17 protein-coding genes are annotated in these 13,511 nt (G+C 53.9%); 10 read left to right on the forward strand and 7 right to left on the reverse strand.

The genetic code is table 11. From position 1 onward, the window contains the following. Positions 1-8 precede the first annotated feature (8 nt). Positions 9-644: a carbonic anhydrase gene (locus AC0XWG_RS20405; RefSeq protein WP_108090114.1), complete on the reverse strand. Its 636-nt coding sequence runs from the start codon at positions 642-644 to the stop codon at positions 9-11. Positions 645-716: 72 nt separating this feature from the next. Then, positions 717-1,499: an MBL fold metallo-hydrolase gene (locus AC0XWG_RS20410; RefSeq protein WP_028017277.1), complete on the reverse strand. Its 783-nt coding sequence runs from the start codon at positions 1,497-1,499 to the stop codon at positions 717-719. Positions 1,500-1,624: 125 nt separating this feature from the next. On the opposite strand from AC0XWG_RS20410, the gene AC0XWG_RS20415 reads away from it, so the two are divergent. Further along, positions 1,625-1,765, forward strand: coding sequence for a hypothetical protein (locus tag AC0XWG_RS20415; RefSeq protein WP_003857665.1), 141 nt, complete (start codon positions 1,625-1,627; stop codon positions 1,763-1,765). A gap of 92 nt (positions 1,766-1,857) precedes the next feature. On the opposite strand, the gene AC0XWG_RS20420 is transcribed toward AC0XWG_RS20415, so the two are convergent. Continuing rightward, the gene (locus AC0XWG_RS20420; RefSeq protein WP_032666818.1) at positions 1,858-2,025 is read right to left on the reverse strand and encodes a hypothetical protein; all 168 of its coding nucleotides are present in this window, start codon (positions 2,023-2,025) and stop codon (positions 1,858-1,860) included. Between the two features lie 245 nt (positions 2,026-2,270). On the opposite strand from AC0XWG_RS20420, the gene AC0XWG_RS20425 reads away from it, so the two are divergent. Genes AC0XWG_RS20425 through AC0XWG_RS20440 form a run of 4 tightly spaced genes read left to right on the forward strand, consistent with a single transcriptional unit; the run spans position 2,271 to position 5,364 of the window. Further along, complete coding sequence (locus tag AC0XWG_RS20425) at positions 2,271-3,101, forward strand: ABC transporter substrate-binding protein (RefSeq protein ID WP_475681125.1); 831 nt, start codon at positions 2,271-2,273, stop codon at positions 3,099-3,101. A 1-nt stretch (position 3,102) separates the two neighbouring features. After that, complete coding sequence (locus tag AC0XWG_RS20430; RefSeq protein WP_128347967.1) at positions 3,103-3,918, forward strand: amino acid ABC transporter ATP-binding protein; 816 nt, start codon at positions 3,103-3,105, stop codon at positions 3,916-3,918. After that, entirely contained in the window at positions 3,918-4,694 is a 777-nt protein-coding gene (locus tag AC0XWG_RS20435) for an amino acid ABC transporter permease (protein WP_128347968.1), read from the forward strand. The genes AC0XWG_RS20430 and AC0XWG_RS20435 overlap by 1 nt, the downstream gene beginning before the upstream one ends. Further along, a complete protein-coding gene (locus AC0XWG_RS20440; protein WP_128347969.1) occupies positions 4,678-5,364 on the forward strand; it encodes an amino acid ABC transporter permease in 687 nt (228 codons plus the stop codon). Before AC0XWG_RS20435 ends, AC0XWG_RS20440 begins: the two co-directional genes overlap by 17 nt. On the opposite strand, the gene fumD is transcribed toward AC0XWG_RS20440, so the two are convergent. From fumD to AC0XWG_RS20460, 4 genes are all read right to left on the reverse strand, one after another. Further along, positions 5,345-5,554: a fumarate hydratase FumD gene (fumD, locus tag AC0XWG_RS20445; RefSeq protein ID WP_008500615.1), complete on the reverse strand. Its 210-nt coding sequence runs from the start codon at positions 5,552-5,554 to the stop codon at positions 5,345-5,347. The two genes, AC0XWG_RS20440 and fumD, sit on opposite strands and share 20 nt — an antisense overlap. Positions 5,555-5,664: 110 nt before the next feature. Then, positions 5,665-6,477 (reverse strand): MetQ/NlpA family ABC transporter substrate-binding protein, encoded by an 813-nt coding sequence (locus AC0XWG_RS20450; protein ID WP_128347970.1) that lies wholly within the window; start codon positions 6,475-6,477, stop codon positions 5,665-5,667. 23 nt (positions 6,478-6,500) lie between these two features. After that, positions 6,501-7,169: a methionine ABC transporter permease gene (locus tag AC0XWG_RS20455; protein ID WP_128347971.1), complete on the reverse strand. Its 669-nt coding sequence runs from the start codon at positions 7,167-7,169 to the stop codon at positions 6,501-6,503. Beyond that, a complete protein-coding gene (locus AC0XWG_RS20460) occupies positions 7,162-8,184 on the reverse strand; it encodes a methionine ABC transporter ATP-binding protein (RefSeq protein ID WP_028017270.1) in 1,023 nt (340 codons plus the stop codon). Before AC0XWG_RS20460 ends, AC0XWG_RS20455 begins: the two co-directional genes overlap by 8 nt. Positions 8,185-8,584: 400 nt before the next feature. Between AC0XWG_RS20460 and AC0XWG_RS20465 the strand changes: the two genes are divergently transcribed. From AC0XWG_RS20465 to lpp, 5 genes are all read left to right on the forward strand, one after another. Continuing rightward, complete coding sequence (locus AC0XWG_RS20465; protein WP_128347972.1) at positions 8,585-9,955, forward strand: pyridoxal-phosphate dependent enzyme; 1,371 nt, start codon at positions 8,585-8,587, stop codon at positions 9,953-9,955. Between the two features lie 11 nt (positions 9,956-9,966). Next, a complete protein-coding gene (locus AC0XWG_RS20470) occupies positions 9,967-11,112 on the forward strand; it encodes a trans-sulfuration enzyme family protein (protein WP_128347973.1) in 1,146 nt (381 codons plus the stop codon). 175 nt (positions 11,113-11,287) lie between these two features. Next, entirely contained in the window at positions 11,288-11,482 is a 195-nt protein-coding gene (gene ynhH, locus AC0XWG_RS20475) for a protein YnhH (protein WP_418721936.1), read from the forward strand. Between the two features lie 7 nt (positions 11,483-11,489). Further along, entirely contained in the window at positions 11,490-12,911 is a 1,422-nt protein-coding gene (gene pykF, locus AC0XWG_RS20480) for a pyruvate kinase PykF (protein ID WP_028017267.1), read from the forward strand. A gap of 310 nt (positions 12,912-13,221) precedes the next feature. Further along, positions 13,222-13,458: a murein lipoprotein Lpp gene (lpp, locus tag AC0XWG_RS20485; protein ID WP_001082307.1), complete on the forward strand. Its 237-nt coding sequence runs from the start codon at positions 13,222-13,224 to the stop codon at positions 13,456-13,458. Positions 13,459-13,511 lie beyond the last annotated feature (53 nt).

Genomic DNA, 13,511 nt, shown 5'->3' on the forward strand with positions numbered 1-13,511 from the left:
GTAATGGATTACTCGAAATACACTTCCGGGTTTTCAGACAGCGAAACGAAGGTTTTCGTCGCTTTATCCAGCGCGCGAATTTCGCCGCTTTCAATGTCATACACCCAGCCGTGCAGTCGGATAGAGTTGTTACGCAGGCCCACCGCCACGGATGGATGGGTCTTAATGTTGCTCAGCTGCGCAAATACGTTTTCCTGCACCATCGCGTTGACTTTATCGATCGGCTTATCCCAGATTTTCTTCTCAACCACCGCTTTTGCCGCATCGGAATAGCGCAACCAGTGCGACACAGCAGGCATCGGCTCCAGGTTCGCGTTATCGGCAATCGCCTTCATCGCACCACAGTTGGAGTGACCGCAAATCACGATATCCGTCACACCCAGCGCCACAACAGCGTATTCGATGGTTGCGGACACACCGCCAGGCTCAGGTCCGAACGGCGGCACAATGTTGCCAGCATTACGAATGACAAAGAGTTGTCCTGGCTCCTGCTGGGTGACCAGTTCCGGGACCAGACGGCTGTCGGAGCATGAGATGAACAGCGCTTTGGGATTCTGGCTGGACGCTAAACTGCGGAAGAGTTCTTTACGTTGCGGGAAAATCTCTTTTTGAAAGCTGAGAAAACCTTCAATGATATGTTGCATAGCAATGTCTCTTTTATCTGTTTTAGTTTAGGCATGATCGAGATCACACTCGTAAAGTTTACCCATCGTGGTTTACTTCAGACAAGCAATATATTTCTGGCCCGACCGCTGCACAATTTCGTCCGCGAAGGCCTGGATGTTCTGCCCTTCGAAAGCACCGTACAGACGTGCAAACGTTCTGCCTTTCAGATGACTCACTACCGATGCTACGGTCCGGGCCGGCAGCGGAAGATAATTTGGGTAACTCCACATAAACGAGACAGCGTCTTTCCCCGGCGTGACCTGCAGAATATCGCCCACCAGCAATACCCCCGCACCTTCCTGCCAGTGCAGCACTGTCCCGCCAGCAAAATGACCGCCGAGGCGCAGCAAAGTAACCGACGGGAAAATTTCCAGCGCATCGTCCTGCCAGAAGTGGATTGCCGGGCTATCGCGCATGACCCATTCTCTGTCGCTGGCGTGCAGATACAATGGTGCATCAAACGCCGCAGCCCATTCCTGCATCGTGGTGTAATAGTGCGGATGCGAAATCGCAATCGCGCTGATACCGCCGAGCGCAGTGATGAGCGTTTTAGTTGCCGGGTCGAGGTTAGCAATACAGTCCCAGAGAATATTGCCGTGCGGGGTACGCAGGAGCAATGCCCGCTGGTTGATAGCAAATGCGGGCACCGTTTTGATACTGAACAATTGCGGCTCCAGCTGCTGCCATTTGTTGCTGTGTGTGGCGGTTACGGTATCGAAATCTGTCCACACCTGGCCCGTGACGGGCACATACTGACGGTCATCCTCGCAGATCGGGCATCTGTCAGGCTGTGCATCATAGGCGGTTCCGCAGGTTTTACAGAGGGTAATCATGTGTTCTCCTCAGCGATAAAGCACTGAGTATGGCAGGGATTATCCTTATGTGCTGCGAGGTACATTGCTGGCTTTTTTTGCCCTATACTGTGCCAGTATCAAAAACTGAACAGAGCAGGTGCAACATGGAAATTGATCTCGATAACTTAGTGTTTAACGGTCTGGATGAAGCAGAAGAGCGTAATGCGGAACGTCTGGACGACGCGGATAAAAAAGCGCAGGCGATTGTCGCCGACGACGACTGCGGCGACGCCTGCAAGATCTAATAAAAAAGCACCGGGAAACCGGTGCTTTTTTATTTCACTCGTTAAACGTCGCGCACACCTCGTTCCAGTACGTTTCGCGCGTGCGGCGCAGTTCAGCGTGGCGTTTTATCATGGAACCACTCCGGGTCAATGTTGGCAACGTCTACGCCATACAGGCTGGCGACAGGCAGTATCGACTCAAGAACACGTTGCGCGCTGTTCTCCGCATTCGCTGGCCGGGCCGCAAAAAACCGCCGTAACGTGCTGATCCATTTTTTCATCGTCTTACCCTCTCTCGCCGTATCTGCCTTCAGTTAAGCACCCAAATCCCGTGGAGGGGAAATACCAAAATCCACTGTCGATGTGCAGGATCTGCAAATAGCCCCCCGTCCTTTTCACTCTTCATTAACACCTTGTTCACTAATGCTTTTTTGCTCATAGCAAAGAACGATTTCTTATTTGGCGATAGCTTTCCCTTATGGGAGCGTAACGGGGTAAAACAAAAACAACGGGATGGCGTATGACTATGGCAGCAAAAATGAAAGGGTTTAAAAAACGGACGCTGGTTCTGGGATTAGTGGCAGCCTGGGGCCTGTTTTCAGCGCAGGCGCAGGCCGATCAGCTGGCGGATATCAAGGCAGCAGGGGTGGTGAAAGTAGCCACATTTGATGCCAACCCGCCGTTTGGCTCGATTGATGCCAAAACGCATGAGATCGTGGGTTACGACGTGGACTTCGCCAAAGCGCTGGCTAAATCACTCGGCGTGAAGCTTGAACTGGTTGCCACCAATCCGGCCAACCGCATTCCGCTGCTGCAGTCCGGCAAAGCCGACCTGATCGTGGCGGATATCACCATCACCCCGGAACGCGCACAGGTCATTGATTTCTCGACGCCTTACTTCGTCACCGGCCAGCAGTTCCTGGTTCCGGCGAAATCACCGGACAAGCTCGATGACTATAGTCGGGCGCGTATTGGCGCGGTCAAAGGAACCACGGGCGAACAGGCGCTGCACCAGCGTTTCCCGCAGTCCCGCGTGCTCTCTTATGACGATATTCCACTGGCGCTGACGGCACTGCGCAATGGCAACGTGCAGGCAATCACCCAGGACAGCACTATTCTGGCCGGTCTGCTGGCGCAGGCGCCGGATAAAGCCAACTTCAAAATCCTGCCCGATCTGCTCAGTAAAGAAGAGATTGGCGTGGGGGTGAAGAAAGGTGAAACCGCGCTTCTGAAGGCCGTTAACAACGAGCTGGTTAATCTCGAGAAGAACGGCCAGGCGGCAAAAATCTACGACGTCTGGTTTGGTCCAGGCACTCCAGCTCCACAGCCTCGCGCCTTTAAAATAGAAGCTAAGTAATATGCTCTCAGGTTTATTTTCACACTCCGCGGCCGGTGCCGCGGATTTTTCACATCTGGAACAGGCCAGCGTCGAGTTTCGTCATGTGGACAAACGTTACGGTGACCATCAGGTTTTAAACGACATTAACCTCACCATCACGCCCGGAGAAGTGGTCGCCATCCTCGGCCCTTCGGGTTCCGGTAAATCCACCCTGATTCGTCTCATCAACCAGCTTGAAACCCTGAGCGGCGGGGAGATCCTTGTCGACAACAAACCGACCGGCAAGCTGTCTGGTATCGGGCTGCGTCAACTGCGCAGCCGCGTGGGGTTTGTGTTCCAGCAATTCAATCTTTATGCCCATCTCACCGCCAGCCAGAACATCACCCTGGCGCTGGAGCAGGTTCACGGCTGGAAGCCGCAACCTGCCCAGGAGCGCGCGCTGTCCCTGCTGGAGAAAGTCGGAATGCTGGAAAAAGCCCACCATTTCCCGGCAGAGCTTTCTGGTGGTCAACAGCAGCGCGTGGCGATAGCCCGTGCTCTGGCCTCTTCGCCGCAAATCATTCTCTTCGACGAGCCGACATCGGCTCTCGATCCTGAGATGATTGGCGAAGTGCTGTTTGTGATGAAAGCCCTCGCCCACAGCGGGATCACCATGATCGTCGTGACCCACGAGATGCAGTTTGCCCGGGAGATTGCCGACCGGATCGTCTTTATCGACGGCGGGCAAATTCTCGAGATTGCACCGCCGGCGCAGTTTTTTAGTCAGCCCTCACATCCGCGCGCGCAGCGTTTCCTGCAAAAGGTGCTTAACCCACTGCATCAGGAGCATCTGTAATGCCCGCGCTCGACTGGCACGGGGTACTGACCGGACAGCCCCTGCAGTGGATATTCTCCGGATTTCTCACCACCCTGTGGGTCACGATTATGGGGATCATGCTGGCAAGCCTGCTGGCGTTACTTTTTATGCTCCTGCGCCTTTCCGGCGGACGTCTCGGGAGCGCCATCGTCAGTGGCTGGGTATCGCTGTTTCGCAATACGCCGCTGCTGGTGCAGCTGCTGTTCTGGTATTTTGCCGCCTGGAACGGATTACCACAGGCGTTTCGCGACGTGGTTAACGCGGATCACAGCTGGTCAATTCTGCCCGGCGACGTCTGGTGGTTTACACCCGAGTTTTTATGTTCCGCCTGGGGGTTGGGCGTCTTTACCTCGGCGTTTTTAATCGAAGAGGTGGAGTCAGGGTTACGTTCTGTGCCTGCCGGACAACGGGAGGCCGCGCTGGCTCAGGGTTTCTCTTCGTGGCGTTTGTTTCGTCACATCCTTCTGCCGCAGGGCCTGGCCAACGCCTGGCAGCCCGTTGTGGGGCAGTACCTTAATCTGATGAAGCTCTCCTCGCTCGCCAGCGGGATTGGCTTTGCCGAACTCACCTACCAGGTCAGGCAGATTGAAAGCTACAACGCGCATGCGCTGGAAGCATTTACTGTCGGTACCGCACTCTATCTCCTGACCGGTCTGGTCATGGGAATGGTGCTGGTTCGTATTGGACCTCAGGCGAAACGTAAACGCCCCATCGCTGTCACCGCAGGGAGTGAAAAACATGATTGCCGGACTTAATGTCATCACCGATAACCTCGATTATCTGCTGTGGGGACGTGCGGCAGCGGGTGAACCGGGCGGCGTATTGCTCTCGTTGATGATGGCGACTGGAGCAGCCGTCATTGCTCTGCCCGGCGGGGTTGCTCTCGCGTGTCTGGCCTGGCGCTTTACCGGGCTCCTACGCAAGCTGCTCTTCTTGTGGGCAGAGCTGATCCGCGGTATCCCGCTCATCTTCGTGATTTTCTGGATGTGGTATCTGCTGCCGCTCATTACCGGAGGCGACATGCCGGGAGCGCTTACCGTCACGCTGGCCCTGGCCTGGTTTACGGCGGCAACCGTGATGCACTCAGTGCTGGCCGGACTTAACGCGCTACCCTCCGGGCAATATGAGGCTGCCCTGTCTCAGGGATTCAGCACGCAACAAACGTTGTTGCGCGTACTGCTGCCGCAGGCGCTGAGGAATATTCTGCCGTCACTGGTGGGGATTTTTATCAGCCTGCTGAAGGATACGTCGCTGGCGTTTATCGTGAACGTACCGGAACTGACCACAGTCGCGGGACAGGTCAACAACCGGGTGCAAATCTACCCGGCGGCCATTTTTATCTTTACGGGTGTGGTCTACTACCTGCTCTGCTGCTCGCTGGAGCAGCTTGCGAAACGCTGGCGTATCACCCGGCCAGCGCTTTAACCACCGTTTCCATCGCTTCGGTTGTTAATTCACTGCGTTTAACGCGCTGGTTCGCCAGCGCGGTACGCAGTACTCCGGCAATGACAATATGCTTTGGCTCCTGCCCTAAATCACGCATCTCAAGCACCACCTTACCGACTACCCGGCACATCTCCTGATACAGCGCTTCATCTTTAGTCACATTACCCATCGTCATCACTCCATTGCCTGTTAAACGTTGAGCTTAAATGATTCTCCTGCCGGATACAAAAAAGAAGCCCGGCGAGAGACTCGCCGGGCTTCATCTGTAAAATCAGCTAATTAGTTGTTTACTGGAATGACTGCGCCTTTGTACCTGGTGCGGATCCAGTCCTGAATCTCTTTCGAGTGCAACACGTTCACCAGCGCAACGATATCTTTCTTCTTCTCGTCACCGCGATGGACGGTGATGATGTTGGCGTACGGGTTGTTTTCACCGCTCTCAACCGCAATCGGGTCGTGAACCGGATCCAGACCGGCGTCAATCGCGTAGTTGGCGTTGATCACCACCGCAGCGCCTTCATCATTGTTGTACATCTGCGGCAGCAGAGAGGCTTCAACGTTAGGGGTGAACTGCAGCTTTTTCGGGTTTTCTACGATGTCGCTGATGCGCGCGGTCACTTTGTCGATGCCCGGTTTCAGCTTGATCACGCCCTCTTTTTCAAAGATAGAGAGGATACGGCCCTCTTCAGAAACAGCGTCACGCATGATGATCTTGCCGCCTTCCGGCAGATCTTTCAGCGACTTATATTTTTTAGAGTAAATGCCGATTGGCTCAATGTGGATCGCGCCTGCACTGACAAAATCATAATCCTTGTCGCCCGCATGATCTTTCAGAACGCTGTTCAGGTAAGGGATGTGCTGGAAATAGTTCGCGTCGATATCATGACCCGCCAGCGCAGTGTTGGGCAGAATGTAGTCCTGGAACGGTTTAATCTCCAGGTCGATACCCTGCTTCGCCAGAATCGGTTTTGCCTGCTCCAGAATTTCAGCGTGTGGCGTGTTGGATGCCCCCACGGTCAGGGTATCTGCCCAGGAGGCAAAGCTCAGGGCACTCAGGGTTGCTGCAGCGATCAATGTCAGTGTCTTTTTCATGATGTGGTTCCTGTGTGTATTTATTAGCGTTTATCTAACAGTGAAGTAATGATGTCGCCGCAGAACTGAATGATGAAAACGATGATTAAAATAGTCACCGTTGCCACCAGCGTGACGTCACCATGGTTGCGCTGGAATCCTTCCAGATAAGCCAGATTTCCCAAACCACCGGCGCCAATCACCCCCGCCATCGCGCTGTAACTCACCAGCGCAATCAGCGTCACCGTAATACCTGATACCAGTGCAGGTGATGATTCCGGCAGTAAAACCCGAAACACTAACGTGCTCAGTCGTGCGCCCATCGAGCGAGTTGCTTCGATGACGCCTTTATCCACTTCACGCAGGGCGATCTCCACCAGGCGTGCGTAGAACGGTGCGGCGCCGACAATCAGTGCCGGCAGTGCCGCGTTGGCGCCAAGGATGGTGCCAACAATGGTCTTGGTGAACGGGATCAGCAACACAATCAAAATGATGAACGGAATAGAACGGAACACGTTCACCACAATCGAAATGAAGCTATACACCGTGCGATTGTGAAACAACCCACCGCGTGCGGTTAAAAACAGCGCCAGACCCAGCACGATGCCCAGCACAAACGTCGCCACGCCTGAAAGCGCCGTCATGTACAGCGTCTCCAGCGTCGCCGCCCAGAGCTGATCCCATTTGAGATGCGGAAAGAGATTCTCAGCCATGTTTAATCACCTCGCCTTCAATATCGCTGTGCTGCAGGTCGGCGAGGATATTGTTCAGTTGTTCGTCAGATGCCACGACGTGCACCCAGAGCTGGCCAAACACGCCATGGGCGGTTTGCGTCATTTTCCCGTGCAGGATGTTAAACGGCAGGCCGTAGCGGAGGGTCAACTCACCTACGATCGGCTTATGCGTGCTGTGCCCGGTAAACGTCAGTTTGATGACCGTGCCTTCCAGATCGTTTGCCAGCTCGCTATTGAAGGTTTCCTCCTCGGCATACTGGCTTACCTGGCGGACAAACTGCTGCGTAATGGGCTGTTGTGGATGGGTAAAGACGCTCAGCACATCCCCTTCTTCCACCACTTTACCGTTCTCCATTACCGCCACGCGGTCGCAGATTTTGCGCACCACGTGCATCTCGTGCGTGATCAACACGATGGTCAGTTTGAAGCGGCGGTTAATATCCAGCAGCAGATCGAGGATCTGATCGGTAGTCTGCGGGTCGAGCGCTGACGTGGCTTCATCACAAAGCAGCACGTCAGGGTTGTTCGCCAATGCTCGTGCAATGCCGACACGTTGTTTCTGCCCGCCGCTTAACTGCGACGGGTAGGCATTCTCACGCCCTTTCAGCCCAACGAGCTCGACAAGCTCGGCCACGCGCGCCTTGATTCTCGCTTTCGGCACACCAGCAATTTGCATTGAAAACGCGATGTTTTCTGAAACCGTGCGCGACCACAGCAGGTTGAAATGCTGGAACACCATACTGATTTTCAGGCGTGCCTGGCGCAGCGCCTCGCCACTGGCGGCAGAAATGTTCTGCCCATTAATGGTGACACTTCCGGTGCTGGGTTTTTCCAGACCGTTCAGCAGACGAATCAGCGTGCTTTTCCCGGCCCCACTGTAACCAATAATTCCGTAAATCTGTCCCTGCTCTACCGTCAAGTTGACGTCATCAACGGCAGTCAGTGCCACTTTTCCGTTGTCAAAAACCTTCGAAATATTACTCAGTACAATCATTCTTATTCGTTATCCGTCCCGCTCATGGCGGTTTAGAAGTATGGATGTCCAAACGAGTGTAAACAGGCGTTATCAGCTTTTAAATGAATAAAAAGGCATGTGTTATAACCGTGGGAAATAAACAGCGGATTTACCGGGAGGGAAGCATTTAGACCAATTTCAGCAATGATTATCTGCCAGATGTATATCTGCTGGCTGACACCCTTAAAAATCGGTCATTTTTGCAGCATTTCTCACTGGTATAGCCATCCTCACATCCAGACAACTTTACGTCTTGCTATCCTGACATCCAAAAATGGCATTTATATTCCTTTCAGTTCTAAACGGCAGTGAATGGTTCTTTATTGCGAAAATTACACCGCCCTATCATCCCGTCATGACATCCAGAAAGGAAAATATCATGACGATTTATCACTCCGTCACCGAACTGATTGGTCGTACCCCGCTTATCCAGCTGCATAAGCTTGATACCGGTCCCTGCTCGCTGTTCCTGAAGCTGGAAAACCAGAACCCGGGCGGTTCTATTAAGGATCGCGTTGCGCTGTCGATGATTAACGAAGCGGAGCGTACCGGCCAGCTGCAGCCGGGCGGCACGATCATTGAGGCGACGGCGGGAAATACCGGTCTCGGCCTGGCTCTGATCGCCGCTCAGAAAGGCTACTCGCTGATCCTGGTGGTACCGGACAAAATGAGCCGCGAGAAAATTTTCCACCTGCGCGCGCTGGGTGCCCAGGTGGTACTGACCCGCTCCGACGTTAATAAGGGCCATCCCGCCTATTACCAGGATTACGCGCAGCGCCTGGCTAATGAACTGCCCGGCGCGTTTTACATCGACCAGTTCAATAACGAAGCCAATCCGCTGGCACACCGCACCACCACAGCCCCGGAACTGTATGAGCAGTTGGACGGCAAGATCGACGCTATCGTAGTGGGTGTGGGTTCAGGCGGGACGCTGGGCGGCCTGCAGGCGTGGTTCGCCGAGCACTCTCCGCACACGGAGTTTGTGCTGGCAGACCCAGCAGGATCCGTTCTGGCAGACCAGGTAGAAACCGGGAAATATCACGATGCCGGCTCCTGGCTGGTTGAGGGAATTGGCGAAGACTTTATTCCTCCGCTGGCCCACATCGAAGGCGTGAATCGCGCCTGGCGCATCACCGACCGGGAAGCCTTCACCACCGCGCGCGAGCTGCTGAAAACGGAAGGTATTCTGGCAGGCTCCTCCAGCGGCACGCTGCTGGCGGCGGCGCTGAAATACTGCCAGGCGCAGACCACGCCGAAGCGCGTGGTGACTTTCGCCTGCGACAGCGGCAATAAATACCTCTCGAAGATGTTCAACGATGACTGGATGCGTCAGCAAGGCCTGATCACGCGCCCGCAGGCAGGCGATCTCTCCGACTATATCGCCCTGCGCCACGATGAAGGGGCTACCGTCACCGCCGCCCCGGACGACACGCTTGCCACCGTACTGGCACGCATGCGTCTGTATGACATCTCCCAGTTGCCGGTACTGGAGAACGGCAAGGTCGTCGGCATTATCGACGAATGGGATCTCCTGCGGCATATCGGCGGCGATGGCGATCGCTTCGCACTTCCCGTAACTGAGGCCATGACCCGTCAGGTGGAGTTCCTCGATAAACGCGCACCAGAGAGCGACCTGAATACCATTTTCGACCGCGGTCTGGTGGCCGTGATCAATGACAACGACCGTTTTCTCGGTCTGATTACGCGCAGCGACGTTCTGACCGCCTGGCGCAACCGTCTTCAGCAATAAAGGAATAGATGATGAAAAACCTGGCTACCTTGAGCGTACATAGCGGCGAGTTTAACGATCAACATGGTGCAGTTATGCCACCGATTTACGCCACCTCAACGTTTGCGCAACCGTCTCCCGGGGAACATACCGGCTATGAATATTCCCGGAGCGGCAACCCCACCCGCCACACGCTGGAAACGGCGATTGCCGAACTGGAGGGCGGCACGCGCGGCTACGCGTTTGCCTCCGGTCTGGCTGCCATCTCCACGGTGCTCGAACTGCTGGATAAAGACAGCCATATTGTCGCCATCGATGACGTTTACGGTGGGACGTATCGCCTGATCGAGAACGTGCGCAAGCACAGCACCGGCCTGCAGGTCAGCTGGGTTAAACCTGATGACTTAGCCGGGCTGGAGGCCGCCATTCGCCCGGATACGCGTATGATCTGGGTAGAAACGCCAACCAACCCGCTACTGAAGCTGGCGGACCTGGCGGCCATTGCGGCGATCGCCCGTCGTCATAACGTCATCAGCGTGGCGGATAACACCTTCGCGTCGCCGGTGATCCACCGTCCGCTGGAATCGGGTTTCGATATCGTGGTGCACTCCGCCACCAAATACCTTAACGGCCACTCTGACGTCGTCGCCGGACTGGCGGTGGTAGGAGATAACCAGGCGCTGGCGGACAAACTTGGCTACCTGCAAAACGCGGTCGGTGGCGTACTGGATCCGTTCAGCAGCTTCCTGACGCTGCGCGGTATTCGCACGCTGGCTTTGAGGGTAGAAAAGCACAGCACCAACGCGCTGGCGATTGCGCAATGGCTGGAGCAACATCCGCAGGTTGAAAAAGTGTTCTATCCAGGACTGGAATCGCACCCACAATATTCGCTTGCCCGCACGCAGATGGCATTGCCCGGCGGAATGATTTCTGTTGTCGTAAAAGGCGATGCGCAACGTGCAACAGAAGTGATTCGCAACCTGAAGTTGTTCACCCTTGCGGAAAGCCTGGGCGGCGTTGAGAGCCTTGTGAGCCAGCCTTACAGCATGACGCACGCCTCGATTCCGCTGGAGCAACGCCTGGCAAACGGCATTGTGCCGCAGCTGATCCGCCTGTCAGTGGGAATTGAAGATCCAAAAGACCTGATTGCCGACCTCAGCCAGGCGCTGAAAAAATAAGCAAAATGCGGCAGGTTAATCCCCTGCCGCCATAAGTTGTCATTATGGCTTAACGCCTTGATAACAATATTATGTGAAACTTCACAGATTATTTCTGAAACACCGTTTCCATTTTCCTTTTAGCTAAAAATCAGCGTATAATGCGCGCCTAATCCCTGGTGAATGGTTTCAGCGCTTGGAATACAAAAAACAACGTACAACTTCTCCTCTCCTTCGTTGGGCTGTCACTCAGGCACACTTTCTTCTGCACGCTCATTTGATGTCTCCTATCCTTAGTGCGTGTCATATACTCTTTTGCAACACAGGTTTGACTCCGCGGCGGTGCGCCCCAGGAGCGAGATTTCCATATCCTTCCCAACTTAAAGACTAAGACTGTCATGAAAAAGACGAAAATTGTTTGTACTATCGGCCCGAAAACCGAATCTGAAGAGATGCTGAGCAAAATGCTGGATGCCGGCATGAACGTGATGCGTCTGAACTTCTCCCATGGTGACTACGCAGAACACGGTCAGCGTATCCAGAATTTGCGCAACGTGATGAGCAAGACCGGTAAAAAAGCCGCGATCCTGCTGGATACTAAAGGTCCTGAAATCCGCACCATCAAACTGGAAGGCGGTAACGATGTCTCTCTGAAAGCGGGCCAGACTTTCACCTTCACTACTGACAAATCCGTTGTCGGCAACAGCGAAATCGTTGCTGTGACCTATGAAGGCTTCACCAGCGACCTGTCCGTCGGTAACACCGTACTGGTAGACGATGGTCTGATCGGTATGGAAGTCACCGCTATCGAAGGTAACAAAGTTATCTGTAAAGTGCTGAACAACGGCGACCTGGGTGAAAACAAAGGCGTTAACCTGCCGGGCGTTTCCATCGCGCTGCCAGCACTGGCTGAAAAAGACAAACAAGACCTGATCTTCGGTTGCGAGCAAGGCGTTGACTTCGTTGCAGCCTCTTTCATCCGCAAACGTTCCGACGTGGTTGAGATCCGTGAGCACCTGAAAGCGCACGGCGGCGAGAAGATCCAGATCATCTCCAAAATTGAAAACCAGGAAGGCCTGAACAACTTCGACGAAATCCTCGAAGCCTCTGACGGCATCATGGTTGCACGTGGCGACCTGGGCGTTGAAATCCCGGTTGAAGAAGTGATCTTCGCGCAGAAGATGATGATCGAGAAATGTGTTCGCGCGCGTAAAGTGGTTATCACTGCAACGCAGATGCTGGACTCCATGATCAAAAACCCACGCCCAACCCGCGCAGAAGCAGGCGACGTGGCAAACGCCATCCTCGACGGTACTGATGCAGTTATGCTGTCTGGCGAATCCGCGAAGGGTAAATATCCGCTGGAAGCAGTGACCATCATGGCCACCATCTGCGAACGCACCGACCGTGTGATGAAAAGCCGTCTGGATTACAACAACGACAGCCGTAAACTGCGCATCACTGAAGCGGTGTGCCGTGGTGCAGTTGAAACTGCAGAGAAACTGGAAGCGCCACTGATCGTGGTTGCCACCCAGGGCGGTAAATCTGCTCGCGCTGTGCGTAAATACTTCCCGGATGCGACCATCCTGGCACTGACCACCAATGAAACCACTGCTCGTCAGCTGGTACTGAGCAAAGGCGTTGTGCCTCACCTGGTGAAAGAAATTGCCTCTACCGATGATTTCTATCGCCTGGGTAAAGAAGTGGCTCTGGAGCTGGTTGATCGTGGCCTGGCTCAGAAAGGTGACGTTGTGGTTATGGTTTCTGGTGCACTGGTACCAAGCGGAACTACCAATACAGCATCTGTTCACGTGCTGTAATAATTCCCGAACGAATTAATTTTGGTAAAAAGCGCCCCTCGGGGCGCTTTTTTTATTCCTGGCATTAGCCAAAGTCATTCAAAATGCAAATCGGGTTTTTCTATTTAATTGCGAATTATCTAAGATGAATCCGATGATAAATGCCTTTTTTTACATAGATTTTTGCCCGAAAAGGGCTGATTCGATGCTTCTTTGAGCGAACGATCAAAAATAGGGGTATTCCCATCAAAAAAATATTCTCAACCCAAAAAACTTTGTGTAATACTTGTAACGCTACATGGAGATTAACTCAATCTAGAGGGTATTAATAATGAATCGTACTAAACTGGTACTGGGCGCGGTAATCCTGGGTTCTACTCTGCTGGCTGGTTGCTCCAGCAACGCTAAAATCGATCAGCTGTCTTCTGACGTTCAGACTCTGAACGCTAAAGTTGACCAGCTGAGCAACGACGTGAACGCAATGCGTTCCGACGTTCAGGCTGCTAAAGACGACGCAGCTCGCGCTAACCAGCGTCTGGACAACCAGGCTACTAAATACCGTAAGTAATAGTACCTGTTAATAAAATGGCGCACATTGTGCGCCATTTTTTTTGCCTGCAT

This window comes from Enterobacter sp. DVT3837 (genome assembly GCF_056238685.1).

Excerpts from the sequence above, each read along its gene's own strand:
- AC0XWG_RS20405 (WP_108090114.1), bottom strand. The coding sequence starts at position 644 with ATGCAACATATCATTGAAGGTTTTCTCAGCTTTCAAAAAGAGATTTTC.
- AC0XWG_RS20410 (WP_028017277.1), bottom strand. The coding sequence starts at position 1,499 with ATGATTACCCTCTGTAAAACCTGCGGAACCGCCTATGATGCACAGCCT.
- AC0XWG_RS20415 (WP_003857665.1), top strand. The coding sequence starts at position 1,625 with ATGGAAATTGATCTCGATAACTTAGTGTTTAACGGTCTGGATGAAGCA.
- AC0XWG_RS20420 (WP_032666818.1), bottom strand. The coding sequence starts at position 2,025 with ATGAAAAAATGGATCAGCACGTTACGGCGGTTTTTTGCGGCCCGGCCA.
- AC0XWG_RS20425 (WP_475681125.1), top strand. The coding sequence starts at position 2,271 with ATGGCAGCAAAAATGAAAGGGTTTAAAAAACGGACGCTGGTTCTGGGA.
- AC0XWG_RS20430 (WP_128347967.1), top strand. The coding sequence starts at position 3,103 with ATGCTCTCAGGTTTATTTTCACACTCCGCGGCCGGTGCCGCGGATTTT.
- AC0XWG_RS20435 (WP_128347968.1), top strand. The coding sequence starts at position 3,918 with ATGCCCGCGCTCGACTGGCACGGGGTACTGACCGGACAGCCCCTGCAG.
- AC0XWG_RS20440 (WP_128347969.1), top strand. The coding sequence starts at position 4,678 with ATGATTGCCGGACTTAATGTCATCACCGATAACCTCGATTATCTGCTG.
- fumD (WP_008500615.1), bottom strand. The coding sequence starts at position 5,554 with ATGGGTAATGTGACTAAAGATGAAGCGCTGTATCAGGAGATGTGCCGG.
- AC0XWG_RS20450 (WP_128347970.1), bottom strand. The coding sequence starts at position 6,477 with ATGAAAAAGACACTGACATTGATCGCTGCAGCAACCCTGAGTGCCCTG.
- AC0XWG_RS20455 (WP_128347971.1), bottom strand. The coding sequence starts at position 7,169 with ATGGCTGAGAATCTCTTTCCGCATCTCAAATGGGATCAGCTCTGGGCG.
- AC0XWG_RS20460 (WP_028017270.1), bottom strand. The coding sequence starts at position 8,184 with ATGATTGTACTGAGTAATATTTCGAAGGTTTTTGACAACGGAAAAGTG.
- AC0XWG_RS20465 (WP_128347972.1), top strand. The coding sequence starts at position 8,585 with ATGACGATTTATCACTCCGTCACCGAACTGATTGGTCGTACCCCGCTT.
- AC0XWG_RS20470 (WP_128347973.1), top strand. The coding sequence starts at position 9,967 with ATGAAAAACCTGGCTACCTTGAGCGTACATAGCGGCGAGTTTAACGAT.
- pykF (WP_028017267.1), top strand. The coding sequence starts at position 11,490 with ATGAAAAAGACGAAAATTGTTTGTACTATCGGCCCGAAAACCGAATCT.
- lpp (WP_001082307.1), top strand. The coding sequence starts at position 13,222 with ATGAATCGTACTAAACTGGTACTGGGCGCGGTAATCCTGGGTTCTACT.